This window comes from Parvularcula marina, assembly GCF_003399445.1.
GTDB lineage: Bacteria > Pseudomonadota > Alphaproteobacteria > Caulobacterales > Parvularculaceae > Parvularcula > Parvularcula marina.
This window is the reverse complement of the sequence record NZ_QUQO01000001.1, coordinates 37,725-56,872: the sequence shown is the minus strand read 5'-3', so window position 1 is coordinate 56,872 and position 19,148 is coordinate 37,725. Positions and strand designations below refer to the sequence as shown.

The 19,148-nt window shown below is 57.1% G+C and carries 11 protein-coding genes; 6 read left to right on the top strand and 5 right to left on the bottom strand.

Annotated features, from left to right (window positions below; genetic code table 11):
• The first annotated feature begins 62 nt into the window (after positions 1–62).
• Positions 63–1,466, top strand: a complete 1,404-nt coding sequence (locus tag DX908_RS00280; protein WP_116390482.1) for an FAD-binding oxidoreductase — start codon at positions 63–65, stop codon at positions 1,464–1,466.
• Here the strand turns inward: DX908_RS00280 and DX908_RS00275 are convergent, their stop codons facing one another.
• The gene (locus tag DX908_RS00275; RefSeq protein ID WP_116390481.1) at positions 1,467–1,820 is read right to left on the bottom strand and encodes a hypothetical protein; all 354 of its coding nucleotides are present in this window, start codon (positions 1,818–1,820) and stop codon (positions 1,467–1,469) included.
• Between the two features lie 64 nt (positions 1,821–1,884).
• Positions 1,885–4,038: an acylase gene (locus DX908_RS00270; RefSeq protein ID WP_116390480.1), complete on the bottom strand. Its 2,154-nt coding sequence runs from the start codon at positions 4,036–4,038 to the stop codon at positions 1,885–1,887.
• 112 nt (positions 4,039–4,150) lie between these two features.
• Between DX908_RS00270 and DX908_RS00265 the strand changes: the two genes are divergently transcribed.
• Positions 4,151–4,906, top strand: coding sequence for a sterol desaturase family protein (locus tag DX908_RS00265; protein WP_116390479.1), 756 nt, complete (start codon positions 4,151–4,153; stop codon positions 4,904–4,906).
• A 10-nt stretch (positions 4,907–4,916) separates the two neighbouring features.
• On the opposite strand, the gene DX908_RS00260 is transcribed toward DX908_RS00265, so the two are convergent.
• From DX908_RS00260 to DX908_RS00250, 3 genes are all read right to left on the bottom strand, one after another.
• Positions 4,917–5,540: a putative 2OG-Fe(II) oxygenase gene (locus DX908_RS00260; protein WP_116392918.1), complete on the bottom strand. Its 624-nt coding sequence runs from the start codon at positions 5,538–5,540 to the stop codon at positions 4,917–4,919.
• 172 nt (positions 5,541–5,712) lie between these two features.
• Positions 5,713–6,591 carry an NAD(P)-dependent oxidoreductase gene (locus DX908_RS00255; RefSeq protein WP_116390478.1) on the bottom strand — a complete coding sequence of 293 codons (879 nt, stop codon included), beginning with the start codon at positions 6,589–6,591 and terminating at the stop codon, positions 5,713–5,715.
• Positions 6,592–6,862: 271 nt separating this feature from the next.
• Complete coding sequence (locus tag DX908_RS00250; RefSeq protein WP_116390477.1) at positions 6,863–9,802, bottom strand: TonB-dependent receptor; 2,940 nt, start codon at positions 9,800–9,802, stop codon at positions 6,863–6,865.
• A gap of 633 nt (positions 9,803–10,435) precedes the next feature.
• On the opposite strand from DX908_RS00250, the gene DX908_RS00245 reads away from it, so the two are divergent.
• The 4 genes from DX908_RS00245 to DX908_RS00230 all read left to right on the top strand — a co-directional run bounded on the left by DX908_RS00245 (position 10,436) and on the right by DX908_RS00230 (position 19,146).
• The gene (locus tag DX908_RS00245) at positions 10,436–13,699 is read left to right on the top strand and encodes a TonB-dependent receptor (RefSeq protein ID WP_199564533.1); all 3,264 of its coding nucleotides are present in this window, start codon (positions 10,436–10,438) and stop codon (positions 13,697–13,699) included.
• A gap of 178 nt (positions 13,700–13,877) precedes the next feature.
• Complete coding sequence (locus tag DX908_RS00240) at positions 13,878–14,630, top strand: FadR/GntR family transcriptional regulator (protein ID WP_116390475.1); 753 nt, start codon at positions 13,878–13,880, stop codon at positions 14,628–14,630.
• Positions 14,631–14,755: 125 nt separating this feature from the next.
• Complete coding sequence (locus DX908_RS00235; protein WP_116390474.1) at positions 14,756–16,984, top strand: polysaccharide lyase 6 family protein; 2,229 nt, start codon at positions 14,756–14,758, stop codon at positions 16,982–16,984.
• Positions 16,981–19,146, top strand: coding sequence for an alginate lyase family protein (locus DX908_RS00230; protein ID WP_116390473.1), 2,166 nt, complete (start codon positions 16,981–16,983; stop codon positions 19,144–19,146). Before DX908_RS00235 ends, DX908_RS00230 begins: the two co-directional genes overlap by 4 nt.
• The last annotated feature ends 2 nt before the right edge of the window (positions 19,147–19,148 follow it).

Genomic DNA, 19,148 nt, shown 5'->3' with positions numbered 1-19,148 from the left:
AGGTCAATAACGATTTCAGCTTGCCTCTGGACGCCAGCGCTAGAGCCGCCGACACTGTGCGAATGACTGATCATTCATCTGACGCCCTTACTGCTTTGACATCTCTTGCCGGGCCTGATGCCCTGATCGAGGGCGATGACCGCACGCCGCTGCTCGAAGAATGGCGCGGCCGCTGGCCCGGTGAGGCCTCGCTGGTACTTGCGCCGGGCTCGACCGAAGAGCTCTCAAGCATCATGCGCTATTGCCATGCGCATGATCTCGCCGTCGTGCCGCAGGGCGGCAATACGGGTCTGGTCGGCGGGCAGGTGCCGCAAGGCGAAGTCCTGATCAGTACCCGCCGTATAAACCGCATCCGCGATATCTCGCCGGAGGATTTCACCCTGACCGCAGAGGCCGGGGTGACACTCGAAGCCGTGCAGGATGCCGCAAGAGAAGCCGGGCGTCTCTTCCCGCTGTCGATCGGCTCAGAAGGAAGCTGCAATATTGGCGGTGTGCTCTCGACCAATGCGGGCGGGGTCAATGTCATTCGCTACGGCAATGCCCGCGACCTTGTCCTCGGCATCGAAGCCGTGCTGCCAGACGGGCGCATCTGGAACGGATTGAACCGCCTGCGGAAGAATAATACCGGCTATGACTTAAAGCATCTCTTCATCGGCGGCGAAGGCACGCTGGGCATCATCACCGCAGCTGTCCTCAAGCTTTATCCCCGCCCGGCAGAGACTCAGACGGCCTTCCTTGCCGTGCCCTCACCTGCCGCCGCTGTCGACCTCCTCAGCCTCGTGCAGGAGAAATCAGGTGGGGCCGTCACCTCCTTTGAGCTGATGAATGCAAACCTGCTCGAACTTGTGCTGGCGCATTTCCCCGACCTGCCCCGGCCGGTCGAAACCCGCAGTCCTTTTTATGTCCTGACCGAACTTTCGGCTGGACGTCAGGGAGTCCTCGCCGAGTTGACCGAAGATATCCTCTCCGGCGCGATGGAACGCAAGATCGTCAGTGACGGGACGATAGCGCAGAGCGAAGGCCAGGCGTACACCCTTTGGGCTTTGCGTCACAACGCCTCCGAGGCGATGAAGAAAGACGCCGCCCAATGTGTCAAATGCGATATCTCCGTCCCCATCCGCGAAGTCCCCTCATTCCTTGAGAAGGCCGGCAACGCCGTCACGGCAGAGGCCCCGGGTGCACGGATCATCGCCTTCGGCCATATGGGCGACGGCAATATCCATTATGACATCCTCGCCCCTGACGGCGCCTCGCCCTTCGGCGTGAAGAAAGGCGCCCGGCTTGAGCACCTCGTTCATGAGGTGGTTGTTGCGCATGACGGCTCGATTTCCGCCGAGCACGGCATTGGCCTCCTCAAGCGTGATGAGCTGAAGACCCGCAAATCCGATGTCGAGATGGAGATGATGCGCGCGATCAAGACTGTGCTCGACTCCAAGGGGCTGATGAACCCCGGCAAGCTGCTCTGATCAGCGATTGGTGGGGCAGCGCTGCAGGAGAGAGGCGGTCTCGCCAACCTGCACCTTGACCATATCCTCGGACATCAGGTCGAGGCTGTAGTGCCGGTCCGGCAGAGGTTGGCCATTCTTGGTGCAGTTGCGTGTGGCGACGACCACATGTCCGTCCTGCGAAGAGAGGGAGGCGACCTGACAGGCGATCTTGCCTTGCGTCACTTCCCGCGCGGTAAAAACCCAATGCTCAGTGGGCATGGCGCATGAGCCCTTTGGCGCGAATTCCCCTTGAAAATCACGAGCATAGAGCGTGCCAGCATCGGTTTGCCCCAGAAGTGTCATTCCGGCCAGAAGGCCGAGAAATATACTCATCCCTATTCCCTGCGAAGCTTCGCGAAGAGGGAGAAGAGCATAATGAACTAAAGGGGGGAACCCTTTATCTTGTAACGTCAGAACCACCGATCTGACGGCGGGACGTCGCCACCGCCTCGATCTCTTCCAACTCCCGCAGAGCCGGACGCCAGCCTTCCTCCGCAAATAACGGCGCCTGATCCGCATAATGAGGAGATGCCTCATTGAGAGTTGCGCTGCCGAACTGGTGGATGACGGAGGCCGTCTGGCGCCCCCGGCTGTCCCATTCGACCAGCGCAATCCAGGTATCCCCCGCAATCGCGCGCAGGCGGCCATCGGCCATCAGCTCGCCATGCACCGAGCGCAGCGTACCGGACGCGCCGCCGAGCGGCAGGTCCGCCTCGCCATGGATCAGCCGGTTCACCTCCCCCCATTCAGGATCAATCCGGCCATAGGTCCGGTGGAGGTGATCAACGACCGCGCGGAACATCGCGCGGCGCTCTTCGCCTGTCCGCACCTGCCCGCCGGGCCGGGTCTCCGGCATCATGGTCAGGACACCGAGCGCTGCATGACGGCTCATGACATCAGCCGACATGTCCCAGTCGGCAAGAAAGCCTGCGGCTTCCGCCATGCGCGGCTCGCCTGACCAGTCGGCGGCTAGTAAGTCAGCGATGATCTCGGCGGCCAGAGAGTCTTCCGCATAGGACTTATCGAATTTGATCGCGAGCAGCCGCTCGCGAGTGATCGGCTCGCCGTTTCCGGTTAGTTCCATGATCCGCAAGGAACGGTTGGTCTCCTCCGTCTGCAGCCCCATCCCCGCCGGCATGTCATCGGGGCTGAGATTGTCCGGCCCGTCCGTGGCCGTAAAGGGCGTGTTGTTGGCGTTAAAGACAAAGCCCGAACGCGGATTGACCAATCTGGGGATGTCCTCAAACGGCCGGTAATCTGACCAGACCAGCTCCGGCCTGTCGCCCGGCAAATCCTTTTGCCAGTCCCAGCCTGCCAGCCGGTCGGGATATTGCGCATTATGGATGAAGACGATATTTCCTCTTTCATCCGCATAGATATAATTGATACTCGGCAGGGCGTTGATCCGCATTGCCGACATAAATTCGCGCAGGTTCTCTGCGCGGTTGAGGCGGTAATATTGCTCAAGCTGGCGGATCTCGCCGCGCCCGGCATAGGCAATCGCGAACGTCCCCCCCGGCCCTTCGATCACTGGGCCGTGCACGCTCTCCTTGAGGATGCGTTTCGCCTTGTAGACAAACGGGCCAAAGAGCCGGACGGGGATCGTCACGACCTCCTGCTCAAAATCCCGCCACGCGCCGTCAAAACGGTACTGACCCGGATCATCCGGGTTCACCTCCAGCCGGTAGACATCGACAAGATCGGGTTTGTTCACCGTATTCGCCCAACCAAGATGATCGTTGAAACCGTGCAGGATGACCGGCGTGCCGGGAAAGACCCCGCCCGTCATATTGAGCCCCTCATCGGAGACCAGATGCGCTTCATACCACGCAACAGGGCCGGTCATTGGCTGGTGTGAATTGATCAGAAGGCGGGTGGCGCCATCTCCCGATCGGCGCGGCGCCACGGCGAAAGCATTCGAACCCCTTGCCGGTGCGGGATGGTCCGTCATTTGAAAGGCTTCCCGCCCCTCTGCCGGATCAAGCGCCAGCTCGCGCGGTCCCTCCCCCTCGAACAGGGCCAGCAGCTCCCGATCGAACCCATAGAAGAATGGCGTCTTGAAGATGAACCCGGCGATCACATCCTCTGCGGCAAAGGGCGCAAGCCCTGCCCACACCTCATCCCGGTGATCCGCCGCATAAAGATTAAGTCCCGCCGCATAGGCTTCCGCGATAGCCTTCACGTCATCGGGCACATCCGGCGCGTAACGAAGGTCCACCGTCTCCCACACCCCCATCAGGGCAATGAGGTAATCTGTCGGCGCAGCGCCCGCCCCCTTATAGCGCGCAAGCTTGCCGCGCGTTGCGGCGATCACCTGCTGGATCGTCTCGAAATCATCCTCCGCATGCGCATAAGCGAGCCCGAACGCCGTATCGGCATCGCGCGCGCCGTAAATATGCGGCGTCCCCCAATCATCCCTTATGATCTGGGCGGCATAGCCCTCCGCCCCGCGCGACAGCTCCTTTGCGCCCGGCACGCGCGGCAGGGGATCGAACAGCCAGATACCAATTCCGGCAAGTATCAGCCCCAGAAGGGCCAGAACGATGCGCATCGCACCCCTCCCTCACGCTTTTCGCGCATGGTCGCGTGATCCCGCACGCTATGGCAAGCTGCCGCATCAGTCGCGCCTTCTGCCGACCTTCAAAACAGGATAGGCAGCGAACATGGAAAACATCGCGCTGATCAAGCTCGCCTGCGCCATCACCGTTATTGGTGGGCTGTTTTATGCCGAGCGTCGATGGCCCGTGGTGCCGCGCATCAAGAGCGTGGGCCGGATTGTCTCGAACCTGTCGCTTGCCGGGATCAACGGGCTGCTCTCGCCCCTCATTATCGTTCCGATCACGGCCTTTGCCGCCCTTCACGCGCCGCCCTGGCGGCCGGAAGTCCTGACGGGCGGCTGGGGTATCCTACTCGATCTTTTGATCCTCGATCTGTGGTTATATCTCTGGCACCGCGCCGCGCATGAAACACCATTCCTGTGGCGCTTTCATGAGGTCCATCATCTCGATGAGTTCCTCGATGTCAGCTCCTCAGTCCGTTTCCATTTCGGGGAAGTGATCCTCTCTGCGATTGCACGGGGCTGCTTTGTCTTCCTCGCAGATGTCAATCTCGTCTCTGTGCTGATCTATGACGCATTCGTGCTGCTTGGTGCTGCATTCCACCATGCCAATGTCGCGCTGCCGGCAAAATTCGAGAAAGCCCTGCGGCTCTTCATCGTGACGCCCTCCCATCACTGGGTGCATCACCACAATATCAGGGCCGATACGGACAGTAATTATGCAACCGTCCTGACCTTATGGGACCGATTGTTCGGAACATGGTCAAAGACAGAGCGCTGGGCGGACATGCCGATCGGCACAGAGGGCCGAGCAGAGAAATCCCTGCCCGGCCTTCTTACTCGGCCGCTCTCTCCTCCCTGAAGTCTCCCCCTCAGCCGAGTTTCAGCCTCGAGACGTTCCGGTAGTCGCCCAGCTCGCCGCGTACGAATGTATTGAAAGCAATTGACCAGCGCGGCACGTTCGACCGGTTGGCCTCCACCAGATGCTGTAAGCTTGAAGAGAACAGCATGACCTCCTTCGACTGCGGATAGATTACATTGAGATGTGTGTTGAAGATGTTCCGCTTGTCCATCTCAGGGTTCAGCTGGATCTGCTGATATATGCGGTGCCGATCAAAGATCATGCCCGAATTGGGCTCCGGCAATTCGTCAAAATAAAGCGAGCCGGAAATGATGGAATTGGAATGCGAATGGCCATGCATGCCCGTGCCAGGATCATTCCGCAGCGCCCATGACTGGGTAACATAGAGGTCTTGTGTAATCCCCATGACATCCCGGGCATAGGCACTTAGCAATTCGTGCACAGCATGTTTAATGCTGCCTAGCTCCGGTTCGTCAAAAATATAGAGGTTTTCAGAAATCAGATTGGTCTGGTTCGGGACCATCTTCAAAGATTTGATGAAATTGACCTGTTCGTCCGTGATCGCATGACCGACACCGGCCCGGAAAATCGGTTCGGCGAACAAGGGTTCGACCTTGTACGTCCCCATATCCATCGTCATCACCCCGCATTCTGTGCCCTACCAGAATGTAACGAAAGTGTAACGATGTGAATATCGCTCAGCGATAAGCATTACCCGTTATTCGAAAACAGATAGCGGGTTTTTGCCGACTACATTTGTGATTTTGACTGTATTATTGGAACTGTCAGGAAGGCATTCGAGCCGCCTAGCGCTCCAATTTTAGGAAATAGTCGAAGATTTCCGGCACATTGCCATTGCCCATGCCTTCATCAAAGGCCGCCTGTAGGTTGGATGAGGTACCTTCGGCAATCTCTGCCCGCGTGCCCAGATCCTCGACCATTTTGAGGAAATAGCCCAGATCCTTATTCGCATTGGCGATAGAGAAACCCAGATCACTTACACCGTCTACCGCGTAATTCTTGCAGAACTGCATGAAGGGCGAATTGGACGGACCCGTCGACATGATATCGTATAGCTGCTGACGATCGACGCCTGCCCGGTCCGCAACGGCAAAGGCTTGCGACATCGCGCAGACCGTTGTCATACCCATGAAATTGTTGATCAGCTTGGTCGTGTGACCGGCGCCGAGCGCCCCGAGATAGAAGACATTCTCACCCAGCACATCGAGCACCGGCTTCACCTTATCAAAGGTCGCCTTTTCGCCGGCTGCCATGATATTCAGTAGACCATCTTTTGCATGGGCCGGTGTGCGGCCGAGCGGCGCATCAACCATGCCGGCGCCCTTCTCTGCCAGATCGGCGCCAATCCGGCGAGTAGAAGCCGGAATAGACGTCCCGAAATCGATGAGGACGCTGCCCTCTTTGATCCCGTCGAGAATGCCGTCTTTGCCGTAGACCAGTTGCTCAACAACTGCCGACGTCGTCAGGCACAGCATGATGATATCACTCGCAGCAGCTAGCTCTTTGGCCGATTTCGCTTCGGTGGCACCACGCGCCACAACTGTCGCGACGGCCTCCTTGTTGAGGTCCATGACGATCGGCTCAAAGCCATTCTTTTGCAGGCACTCAACCATGTTGCCGCCCATAAGGCCGAGGCCGATGAATCCGATGACTGGCTTTGTCATATTGTGGCTCCTCGTAGATCAGGTGCTTGCTTTGCCGAAAGCAGTATACCAATTACTTCTTGTTTTGCATCATGTTTTTCAGGCGGACACACATTCATCTGCCCAAAAATCAACTTCGAAAATGAATCCATAATTATTCCGTATCGGTCATGGATCCATCTGTTATGGCTTGCGCAGGACGCAGATGCCGCTGGTTTTACAGGCGAAAAAACGCCCCACACCGGGGTGAGGCGTTTCTCCTTATGCCAAGTTGATACCAGTCACCCGTTCATCAGAACCGGTAGCTGGCGCCGAAAGTGACCCGGCGATCCGTCAGTCCCTGGAAGCAGAGCAATGCGCCTTCATTGACACAATACTGATTAACTTCCGATTCGGTGATGTTCACGCCTTCAATGCCGACATTAAAGTTATCTGTCACATCATAGCTGATGCTGGCATTAAGCTGTCCACGTGCATCCTGAACAACCGGGAAGCCCCATGGGAAGCTCGACGTGCTGCCGAAATCCGTTGATCTGTAGGCGTCACGCCATGTGTAGCGTGCCCGTGCCGAGAGACCGTATTTTTCATAATACAGCGTTGCGTTATACGCGTTCTCGGACAGGTCGATCAGCGGCTGGTTGAGAGTCACATTCATGGCCCCCAGCGAGTTAAAGACCGCTTCTGCACGGCTTGTCGGCGTATTGACGGTGTCACCACCAGAGAATTTCTGGTGCGTGTAGTTGGCAAGAACACCAAAGCCGGACGCCCAGCCGAAACGGTCTTCATGGTTCGACAGATCATACTGGAAGGCCATCTCTATGCCTTCCTGCGTCGTCTCGCCCGGATCATTGACGGTGGTTGAGACCGGCACACAGATCCCGACCGGGGTCCCCGTCGGGGCGAAGACGTTCGGGTCTGCGATCGGGTTGAAGATACCGCCGCCCTCGCAAGGGTCGGTCAGATCACGATAGCCCGTAACCGGATCTTCGAACGGATCATCCTGCTGGGTGACGTGCAGATCGGTCCGTTTCTTGTTGAAATAACCGATGCTGACCACTGCCGCCGGCGCAAAATACCATTCGGCTGCGATGTCGAAGGAGTCCACCTGCTCCGGCTGAAGTCCCGGATTGCCAATCTGGACCGGCGGGTTTGGGCTCGTGCTGAAGGTCCGGGAAGTCGACAGATTGTCAAAATCCGGACGGCGGATATCTTTGCCCCAGCCAGCACGAATCTGCAGATTCTCCATCGGCGTTGCAACCACATTGATCCGTGGCAGAACGAAGTCATAGCTGGCTTCAGTTGTCACTTCCTGCGCCATCCCGTTGAGGATGGAATTGCCGACCGATGTGACGTCGGTTTCGAGATAGCGGACCCCCGCATTGCCGCGGAAGATACCTTTCTCGAAATTCGCCTGCGCATAGAGCGCATGGGTCTTTTCTTCGATATCGAAGAATGCGCTCTGGCTAGAGGTCGGCTGATCAATCGCGATCGAGCCGCCATGCGCCGTGATCGCTGCATTCAGGGTCGAGAGCACCCGATCAGGGTCAGATGCCACAAGCTCCGGATCGATCAGGAGGAAGTCCCGGACGAAGAGCTCACGGCCGTCGGCGTCACCGAAATTATCCGGCCCCGCAACGAGGATATCCGCAAACAGATCGCCGGTCGGGCTGTCTGACATGTTCCGCAAACCGACATTGGAGCGAACCTGATCCCGCGTGCTTGTCGTCTTGTTATACCGGTAACCGAAATCAACCGAGCTGAGGAAATCGAGACCAAATCCATTGTCGAAGAGATCGTAGCTGAAATCCGCACGGAAAGCATCTTCGCCATTCTCGGATTTATCACGAGAAATGTTCACATCCCGCAGGACGACATTCGCCGGATCAAGCAGTTGCGCCGTCGTCGGACCGCCAGCTGCATCCTGTGCGATACCCCAGGTCAGCGAGCCGCCCGTCAGGTCGTACTCGAACGGTGTGCCGTTCTCGTTTGACGAATTGGTTGCCGCATTCGGGTTGATGAAGTTCAGCGTCGTATTGATGCTGGGGGTCGTTGAATCGGATTGCGATGTCGAGACCTCAACGCGACCCGAAAGCTTACCGTGCACCCAGTCCGCACCGAGACGGAAGATCTTGCTGTCGGTCAGGCGGGAATTCGTGTCGCTTGAGAAGCGCAGATTACCGTCACTGCCATCGGCCTGGATCGGAATGATGCCGCGCGCGGCAGCCTGAATGCTGCCGATATTCTGACCATCGAGCGAGCCGAAATCGATCGTCTCGAATTCAGTCGGAATGGCGTCATTTCGAAGATCCGAAATCCCAGACGCCTGCACACGTGAGCTTTCCTCGCGGCGCTCCTGATCATTGATGACAGTGTCGAAGAAGAACTTCAAATTCTCGTTCGGCGCCCACTCGAGCGTCCCGGAAATGTTCGTCGTCTCATATTCGTAATTGTCATAGTCCTGAATAAAGAACTGGATCGGCAGGAAATCGAAGGCCTGCGCAGCCGGTGCACCGCTATCGGATGCGACCAGATTGTCCCGGTCCACACGAGGGCGGAAGGCAGTGACATCCTGTTCCGCAAAGCTGACCGCCAGAACGGCACCAAATTCGCCGCCAGATGCAGTGCTCCACTTGTTACCAATCGTGCCGGAGACACGCGGCGTGATGCCGTCAGTGGTCAGACTGCTGTCTTCACCCTGCAGACGCACGGTTGCGAGAAAGTCATCTAATTCAAGCGGGCGGATCGTCCGCAGATTGATCGTGCCGCCAACGGAGCCTTCAATGGTTTTTGCTTCCGAGGCTTTCGTGACTTCAACACCAGCGATAATGCCGGCCGCAACGTCTTCAAAATCGATGCCGCCACGGCCTGAACCTGAGCCGACAGTCGAGACGCCATTGATCTCGGTACGGTTCGCATTGGTCCCGCGGATCTGAACACCGGTACCGACGCCAGCCGTCCGGGTAATCTGGATACCTGTAATATTCTCGAGGACCTCTGCGAGGTTCTGGTCCGGCAGCTTGCCGATGTCTTCAGCGAGAATGACTTCCTTGAGGTTCGTGGCCTCGCGCTTTTCATCAAGGGCGCTTTCAAGGGCTGCGCGAATGCCGGTCACGACGACGACGTCTTCTGACTGCTCGTCCTGCGCAACGGCGGCCGAGATCATGGCAGCAGCACTCACGCTGAGCAAAGCCGCCGCTTTGTATCCTGTGTACTTCATGGTTTTCCTTCCCATTCCGATCCCACCTACCAAGAAGATTCCCTGCCATGGCGTGTGATCTATTATTCGGCCCACGTGATGAGCAGGCCAATCAATACGCAGTTTTACAAATCCATCAATCCTGAAAGCAGTCCGATTGAGACGTTTTCGCAATTAATTGGTATATTTACATCACATACCAAACTGGGTGCGATTCACCGTCCAAATCGCATTCGCATCGCTCCAAATCCGCTGGCGGTATAATATGTGTGCAGGACGGTCTGCGGCACCCGTGCGCCCTCAAAGCGAAGTCACACTTTTACGAATCCCAGCAGGATGAAGGGATGTGTGATCCCCTCCCTCGCAAGTCGACAAGTCATGGCGCGCGCCGGACGCCAACGCCGTAAACCATGATGAAATCTGCCAGAGAAATCCCGTTTGCCCGCTGATAGAGGGAATTTCGAAGCCCTAGAGCGCAGCGCAGACCAGCAGGAAACCGCCCAAACCCGAAAACTCATACCAATTGGCCTGCATGATGCACACATATCACACATACCAATTTTACCAAGCTATTCTCAAATCTGGTCTGGTAATACGGTTGACGCCTTGGTCCGACTGGTCCCCTATGGCCGCACAAGAATGCAAACACAATTCCAGGGAGGAATAGTCATGACCGGAACATGGGGAATCAGAAACACGTCTCGCTCAAAGTGGATGAGCGCCCTGATGATGGGCAGCGCGCTCGCATCCCTCACTTCGACGGCTGTCGCGCAAGAATCCGAAGCAGGCGCGGATGACAGCGATGATGTCGTTGTCGTCACTGGCAGCCGCCGGGTCATTCAGGACTCGATCGATCTCAAACGGAACTCCACACAGATTGTAGACGGACTTTCCGCCGATGAAATTGGCGATCTTCCTGCTCTCTCAATCGGTGAAGCGCTGGAGAATGTGACCGGTGTCGCCTCACACCGTGAAAATGGCGGCGCGACGGAAGTCTCGATTCGCGGCCTTGGGCCCTATCTTTCCTCAACAGTCGTCAATGGCCGCGCGGCCACAAACGGCTCGGGCGACCGCTCGGTCAACTTCTCGCAATTCCCGTCAGAGCTGATGAACAAGCTGGCCGTCTTCAAGACGCAGGATGCCAGCCAGATCGAGGGCGGCGTGGCCGGCCAGATCCAGCTCGAGACCATCAAGCCGCTCGATTTCGGCAAGCGCCGGATCCAGTTCGAAGCTAAAGGCAATGTCAATCCGGATCAGCTTGACCAGAAAGACACCATGGCAGGCGATATCGGCTATCGCCTGACAGGCAGCTATACGGATCAATTCCAGACCGAAGCGGGTGAATTCGGCCTTTCGATCGGCATCCAGCGCAGTGATATCTCCCAACCTGAAGCCGAGGCTCGCCAGACTGGTCCGACCAGTAACTCCCGTCCGGCCTGTCTGATCAGCAATGGGAACTATCCGACCCTGCTTGATGGGGACGGCGAAGACATTACCGGTTTTTCCAATAATCCGGACCGGGATGACGATTGCGATGACGTCAATGGCGATCGCGATCTTGGCATGGTGCCGCCTGGTTTTGATGTCGATGTGGAAGGCGCAGACACTCAGCTCCTTAACGGCTCTGGTGTTGATTCCGGCATTCCTTTTGTTTTTGCCCCGTCGCAACGTCATTACCGCCAGAACGACACGCATGATGTGCGCGATGCTTTCTTTGGTGCCTTCCAGTGGCGGCCGAATGACCGGCTCGACATCAATGTCGATATGCAGTGGTCGGAACGCACACAGTCCGAGCTCCGCAATGACCTGACCTTCAACGGTGGTCGCCGGAATGACACCTCGCTGAATATCGGGCCGGGTGGCAGCACGACGACGCTCGATTCGCTGATCTACACTGACACCGGTGCCATCCTTCGGGCGATCACGGATAATACGATCGAGGTTCAGGGCGGCGATTACGAACGGAAAGAAACCTATACGGGCGGCGGCGTCACATTGGCCTATGAGGTTTCCGATCGCCTGCGTGTATCCGCTGATCTTGGCTATTCGAATACGGAACGCACAGAGTGGGCCAAGGAATTCCGTATCCAGTCGAATATCTCCCCTGTCATCGAATATGATCGCCGGAATGGCAGCGTGCCGGTCTACCGGCTCTATGACGAAGAATTCGACGTCAATGATCACAGCCTCTATGTCGACCGCCTGCGGGTACGCGTCGATAATGACGTGAAGCGCGACAACACGATCCGCTCTGCACGGTTCGATGTCGATTATGATCTCGACAGCGAGTTCTTCACGACCTTCGAAGCTGGTGTCCGGTGGTCCGATCAGGATTATCTCGAACTGCCCGGCGGCTCGGATTCCGGCGACCCCTACAGCTCCTCTTCAGGCCGTTTTTCTTTCGAGATCGAGGATAATACCGACCTCACCATCAACAACCGTCAGGTCGTCGATGGAGACGGCACAGCTTCGACCGGCCTTGCCTCCAGCTGGGTCGACATCATCGCCTCGACGAACTCGGCATGTCGTACAGAATTCCCTGAGGGTAATTCCTTCCTGAGTAGTCAACGTTCGGGTGACCTCGTCACCAATATTGCCGATGACGGAACAGTTCTCAGCTCGACGAATTCATGGGCGACGTTCGATGCAGCCTGCGTCGCCGAGATGTCGATCGCTTCACTCAATGCGATCATGGATGAGATCAATCTCGCCATCGCGGACCGCGGTGATGTTGATGACCCCCTCTCCCTGCTCAGCAGCGATATTCCGGGACTTTCGCGGATCAATACCGGGACGATCGATGTCGAAGAAGTCACGACAGCACTTTATGCGATGACCGGATACGAAACCTCCGTAGGCGGCTTCCCGGTCTCGGGGAATTTCGGTGTGCGCATCATCCAGACTGAGGTTGAGGCGACCGGTTATCGTCCGGAACTCACCGTCACGGAATCGGGCGGTGTCTTCTCTATCTCGGAAGGCAATCTCGAAGCCGTCTCGCAAAAGCATGACTATACCAAGGTCCTGCCGAGCGCGACTGCCATCGTCGAGCTGACCGATGACAAGCTGCTGCGCTTCGGTATCTTCCGGGCGATGTCGCGCCCCGATCCGGCCGATATGGGCTTTGGACGGAGCATCAATGTCATTGGCGATGATGAGGACGCAACGTCTCTGGAAGCGCTGATCACCGGCATCACGGCGAGCGGCAACCCGTCCATCGATCCCCTGATGTCCTGGAACTATGATGCCGGCTTTGAATGGTATCCGAATGACGACTCCATCCTTGCCTTGAGCGCTTACTACAAGACCTTCCAGGGCGGGTTTGCGAATGTCATCGCCAATGAGACTTATGTCCTCAATGGCCAGGATGTTCAGTTCCCGGTCGCTGTCCAGCAGACCAGCGATGAGGAAAGCAGCCTCCTCGGCATCGAAGTGACCGCCGCTCACCGCTTTAGCTATCTGCCGGGCTATCTGAGCGGGCTTGGTACCAAGATCAGCTATAACTACGCGGATTCCGACTTCGAATTCGAAGACAGCCGCTATGGTGATCTTTACACGACCCAACTCGATGGAACGGTCGTACAGACCCATGAGGGCATTATCGATCCGGGCGGCCTGCCCGGCCTGTCTGAAAATACGCTGTCAGCGCAGCTTTATTATCAGATTGGCGAGCTCGACATGCAGGTGAACTACAAATACCGCGACAGCTACTTCCAGCCCTTTGTCTCGGACGGCACGCGCCTGCGTTATATCGGTGAGGTCGGTGTCTGGGAGGCTCGCGCTTCCTATAACCTGACGGACAATATCCGTCTGACGGCAGAAGCCATCAACCTGACCAGCGAGCCGAAAGAGCAGTTCGCCTTCGTTTCGGATGATCTCTACGAGGTCAATGATTATGGCCCCCGGATCTTCTTCGGGGCCCGGGCCCGCTTCTAGGGCCCACCCAATCCACTCCAGCCTCCCTGAAAGTGGGTAAGCTGACGCCCTACCATCTTCTTCCTCTCCCCCCGGAAGATGGCAGGGCGTCTTTTTTGTTTACACATATGGTCTAGAGAATTTGTAGTCCGGTTCGGACAGTGCTAAAGTTGTGAATCAGATTGGACCGAGAGAGACAATGACCACCGATAAGCGCCTCTATAATGAAGTTGCCCGCCGCATCACCGCGATGATCGAGGAAGAGCAATTTCCGCCGGGGAGCCGCCTGCCGGGAGAGCGTGATCTCGCCGCCCAGCTCGGCGTCAGCCGGGTCACTGTCCGCGAAGCCCAGATTGCCCTTCAGGCACAAGGCAAGATCGAGGTCCGCACCGGTTCGGGCGCCAAGGTCCTGCCGCCGCAACCCTCTCAGGAAACCCTGCCGAAGATGAGCGCCTTTGAGCTAACCCAGGCACGGACGCTCTTTGAAGGTGAAGCCGCCGCCCTCGCCGCCGCCACCATCACGGATGAGGAACTCGAAAAACTCGACGAGCTGATCGCGCATATGACCGATGACAGCACGGGGAATGAGGCCCTTGAGCAGGACGCCGACCGCGAATTCCATCTGACTATTGCCAAGGCATCAAAAAACGCCGCGATCATCGATGCGATCGAGCGTCTCTGGCGCTTCCGCACGGAAATCGACGAGATCAAGCAGGCCTATGATTCAATTTGCGGGCTGACCCCGGAGATGCGGCTTGCCGAGCACCAGGACATTGCAACCGCCTTGCGCGAGCGTGATCCAGCAAAGGCACGCACTGCGATGCGGCGCCACTTTGCTTGCATCATCGAGGCGATGCTGAGCACGACCGAGCAGAAAGCCATCGAAGAAGCACGCCGGCGCACCGATGAGACTCGCCAGCGCTTCCTCGAAAGCGCCGAAAGCCTGATGTAGTTTCTAGACCAATTTCACAGTCCATAATCTGATTATTGGACTGCATATTCGCTTGTCCGATAAAGCTGCACCGTATAGGCTCATGTTCTGAACAGCCTCCACAAAAGGAGGCGTTGGGAGCGAACATGACCACTACCCCCCGTCACTATCGTCACCACTGCCTCAAACTGGCCGCTGTCCTGATGTGCACCGCGACCGCTTTTGGCGGCGCGATGGCCAAGGACTTTCTCGTCAGTGATCAGAAGGCGTATGGCAAAGCCCTGAAACGGGTGAAGGCGGGTGACCGAATTCTCCTTGCCGATGGGGAGTGGAAAGACTTCGAAATCACCTTCGAAGCAACGGGTACAGAAGATAAACCTGTATCGCTGATGGCAGAAACACCCGGCGAGGTTTACCTGACGGGCCAGTCAAACCTTCGCATTGGCGGAGATCATCTTGTCATCAGTGGTCTTACTTTCACGGATGGCTATAGCCCAAGTGATGAAGTGATTTCCTTCCGCACCGACGATGACACGCTCGCCAGTCATGTCCGTTTTACAGAAAATGTGATCGAGGATTTCAGCAAGCCGGATCGTACCGAGCAGGATTCCTGGGTCGTTCTTTACGGACAGAATAACCGGATCGATCACAACGCGTTCCTTGGCAAGACCAATAAGGGGCCGACTATGATCGTCCGGCTCATCACGCCGGACAGCCAGAATAACAGCCATCTGATCGAACAGAACTTCTTTGGGGAGCGCCCGCCGCTGGGCGGCAATGGTGGTGAAACGCTGCGCATCGGCGTGAGCCAGACCTCGCGCACCAATTCCGGCACGATCGTTCGCCAAAACTATTTCGAGCGCTGCGATGGCGAGGTCGAAATCATCTCGATCAAATCCGAAGGCAATCTGGTCGCGGAGAATGTCTTCTATGAGTCGCGCGGCTCCGTCGTCTTCCGCCATGGTGGCAGAAACGAAGTCTCGCGGAACGTCTTTTTCGGCAATGGTGTGCCCGATACGGGGGGCATTCGCATCATCAATGACAACCAAACCGTCAGGGACAATTATCTCGAAGGCCTCCGTGGACGGAAATTCCTGGGCGCACTGGTCGTCATGAATGGCGTGCCAAACTCACCGGAAAACCGCTATCACCAGGTCGAAAACGCCCTCATCGAAAACAACAGCTTTATCGATTTCGTCCAGATGGGCTTCGGTGTCGGCAGCGATGAGGAGAGAAGCGCCGCGCCTGTCTCCAGCAGGATGTCCGGCAATCTTCTGCTCTCTGACGAAGATACGCCCGTCGGTATTTTCGATGATGTCTCTGGTATTTCATTTGATGGCAATGTCACAAACAGTGCCGGTTTCGCGGCGATCAACGCAGACACCACCCCGGACCTCACTCTAGAGCGTGCCGAAAACGGCCTCCTGTATCCGGCAGGCGCATCGGTTGACGGCAGTTTCGGCGCACCTCGCGACCTCTCTCCCATCGCGCGGTCCGAAACAGGTCCCCGCCATTATCAGAAAGCCCCGCAACAGCGGCCGGCGGGCAACGTCATCGATGTCGAAGCGAATGCCGCCGCCTTTCGCAAGGCCGTCATGGACGCCGAACCTGGCGACACGCTGAAGCTCGACGTCGGTGAATTCGAGTTGGCCGAACCGCTCGTCATCAGCATTGATATCACGATCGAAGGCACCGCCGGTATGCAGGGGACATCGATCCTCAGCACAAAGACGGGGATGTTCACGCTCGACGCCGGCGCCAATCTCATCCTGAAAGACCTCTCGCTCACACAACAGAGCGGCAACGCGCCCCTCTTTCATGCGCGCGGGGAGATCTATCGCGGTGATTACCGCCTTGAACTCAACGATGTCAGTCTGACCGCAGATGCCTCTGCGGCGGGCGCCGTCCTCTCGGCAGATCCAGCGACTTTCGCCCGAGAAGTCATCCTGGATGATGTGGCCGTCATTGGCTGGACCGGCTCCATCATTTCCCTGAGCGGTTACGGTCTTGATGGCTGGTATCTCTCCGATGAGATCATTATCACGAACAGCCATTTTTCAGATGTGTCGGGCGCTCTCATCGAATTTGGCCGTGAAGGCCGCGATGAGAGTACATTCGGACCACGCTTCACACTGACGGACTCGCAGCTTGAGAATGTCGGTGCTGGTGATGTCGCCATTGACCTTGAAGGGATCGACGGGCTGAGACTTTACGATAATCAGTTGACGGACACAGGAACGGTGAACATTCGCCGCCGGGTGCTCGGCCTGCCCTTTGAGATGTCAGGTAACGCTGCGGCCTCCTCGACCTCCCTCACCCTCTTCGGTGTTAATGGCAAAGCCATCGACGCCTCGCTTTCAGAGGGCATCCAGTGATCCGTACATCTCTCATCTCGCTCTGCCTGCTCAGTGCCGCCTCAGGCGCCATGGCACAACCTTCCCTCATCCTGACTGAGAATGGCGTCGACGCCATTCAGGCCACGAAAGAGCATCCCCCTCTTTTTGCCAAAGCCTACCGTCAAGCGGAGACTCGCTTCGCGCGGAGCATCCGTGACGGGCTCATCGTCCCTGTCCCCACCGATCCCGGCGGCGGTTATACGCATGAACGGCACAAGGAGAATTACAAGATCATCCATGATGCCGGCCTGCTCTATCAGTTCACGGGCGAGCAGAAATATCTGGATCACGCAGAGGCCTATCTCCTCGCTTATGCGGATATGTATACGGACCTTCCCTTACATCCTGAGCGAAAGAACCAGGCTCCCGGCAAGCTCTTCTGGCAAAGCCTGAATGAGGCGGTGTGGCTTGTTTATTCGATACAAGGCTATGACGCGATCCGCGACGATCTTTCCCCTCAATCGCGGGAACGGATCGAGACGGACCTCCTCCGTCCAATGGCTGAGTTCCTGTCGACTGAATCGCCTGAGACCTTCCGCAAGATCCACAATCACGGGACATGGGCCGCTGCCGCTGTCGGCATGACCGGCTATGCGCTGGGTGATCCTGAACTGGTCGAACGCTCTCTCATGGGGCTCGACAAGGACGGGACAAGCGGCTTTCTCGCGCAACTCGACCAGCTATTCTCCCCGGACGGATATTACACCGAAGGCCCCTATTACCAGCGTTATGCGCTGATGCCTTTTGTGCTCTTCGGTCAGGCGATTGAAAATAACGAGCCGGACCGCAAGATTTTCGAATACCGCGACGGCATTCTTCTGAAAGCTATCACTTCGACCGTCCAACAAAGCTATGGCGGCAAATTCTTCCCGATCAATGACGCGATCCGGGAGAAAGGTCTGGATACGATCGAACTGGTTTACGGCGTTGCCGCTGCCTATTCGCTGACCGGTGACAAGGGGCTTCTTTCCATTGCTGAGCAGCAAGGCGTGACGGTCCTGACGGGCGACGGGCTGAATGTCGCAACCAGCGTCGCAAATGGCGATGCTGAGCCCTTCAGCTATGAGACGATGATCCTGAGTGACGGTCCTGATGGCAATCAGGGCGGCCTTGCGATCCTTCGCATGGGCAAAGGCGATGACGCCCAGACCGTCGTTGCCAAGCACACCAGCCAAGGCATGGGGCATGGGCATTTCGATAAGCTGGCCCTGATCCTATATGATGGCGGGCAGGAAATCCTGACTGATTACGGTGCCGCTCGTTTCCTCAACGTTCCGTCTAAGGATGGTGGCCGTTATTTGCCCGAGAACACAAGCTGGGCCAAGCAGACAGTCGCGCACAACACGGTCGTCGTGAATGAGACCACCCATTTTGACGGCGACTGGGAACGGGCACAGGAGAGCTGGCCGACTATCCGATTCTTTGAGACATCGGATAAGGTCAATATCGTCTCCTCAACCATTAGCGATGCCTATCCGGATACGGATCTCACGCGGACCAGCCTGCAGATTAGTGCCGATGACACGCGCGCACCACTGCTTGTCGATGTCTTTGATGTCGCGGCCCCGAAGAGATCGACCATCGATCTACCGTTCTATTTCTCAGGTCAGTTGACCGATACAGACCTTCCCTTGCAGCGTTATAATGCCCGCCAGACGGCGCTTGGTGACAAGAATGGCTACCAGCATCTCTGGACCGAAGCAGTTGCTGATACTCCGGACGGTCACAGCCTTTTTACGTGGCTGAACAAAGACCGTTTCTACACCTATCATTCACTGACATCTGACGCGGGCGAGGCCAGAATCGTCCGGATCGGCGCGAATGATCCCAATTTCAATCTGCGCTCTCAACAGGGCATTATGATCCGCCTGAAGGACAGCAAGACGGCTCGATTCATCTCGGTTTTCGAGCCGCATGGCACTTATGATCCTGCGCAGGAATTCACGGTCGAAAGCGAAAGCCAGATCACTTCTCTTCAGAGCACGCATAAAAACCGTGCCTCCCTTATCCGGATTGAATTCTCCGGCGGTGAGGCACTGGTGATCGGTCTGGCTGAAGAGCCTTCCGACAAAAAACACACACTTACCCATGATGGCCGGACATATTCCTGGACCGGTTTCTACAAGATCTTCAGGGAGTAGAG

Coding starts and splice junctions, on each gene's coding strand:
- DX908_RS00280 (WP_116390482.1), top strand. CDS start 63: ATGACTGATCATTCATCTGACGCCCTTACTGCTTTGACATCTCTTGCC.
- DX908_RS00275 (WP_116390481.1), bottom strand. CDS start 1,820: ATGAGTATATTTCTCGGCCTTCTGGCCGGAATGACACTTCTGGGGCAA.
- DX908_RS00270 (WP_116390480.1), bottom strand. CDS start 4,038: ATGCGCATCGTTCTGGCCCTTCTGGGGCTGATACTTGCCGGAATTGGT.
- DX908_RS00265 (WP_116390479.1), top strand. CDS start 4,151: ATGGAAAACATCGCGCTGATCAAGCTCGCCTGCGCCATCACCGTTATT.
- DX908_RS00260 (WP_116392918.1), bottom strand. CDS start 5,540: ATGGATATGGGGACGTACAAGGTCGAACCCTTGTTCGCCGAACCGATT.
- DX908_RS00255 (WP_116390478.1), bottom strand. CDS start 6,591: ATGACAAAGCCAGTCATCGGATTCATCGGCCTCGGCCTTATGGGCGGC.
- DX908_RS00250 (WP_116390477.1), bottom strand. CDS start 9,802: ATGGGAAGGAAAACCATGAAGTACACAGGATACAAAGCGGCGGCTTTG.
- DX908_RS00245 (WP_199564533.1), top strand. CDS start 10,436: ATGACCGGAACATGGGGAATCAGAAACACGTCTCGCTCAAAGTGGATG.
- DX908_RS00240 (WP_116390475.1), top strand. CDS start 13,878: ATGACCACCGATAAGCGCCTCTATAATGAAGTTGCCCGCCGCATCACC.
- DX908_RS00235 (WP_116390474.1), top strand. CDS start 14,756: ATGACCACTACCCCCCGTCACTATCGTCACCACTGCCTCAAACTGGCC.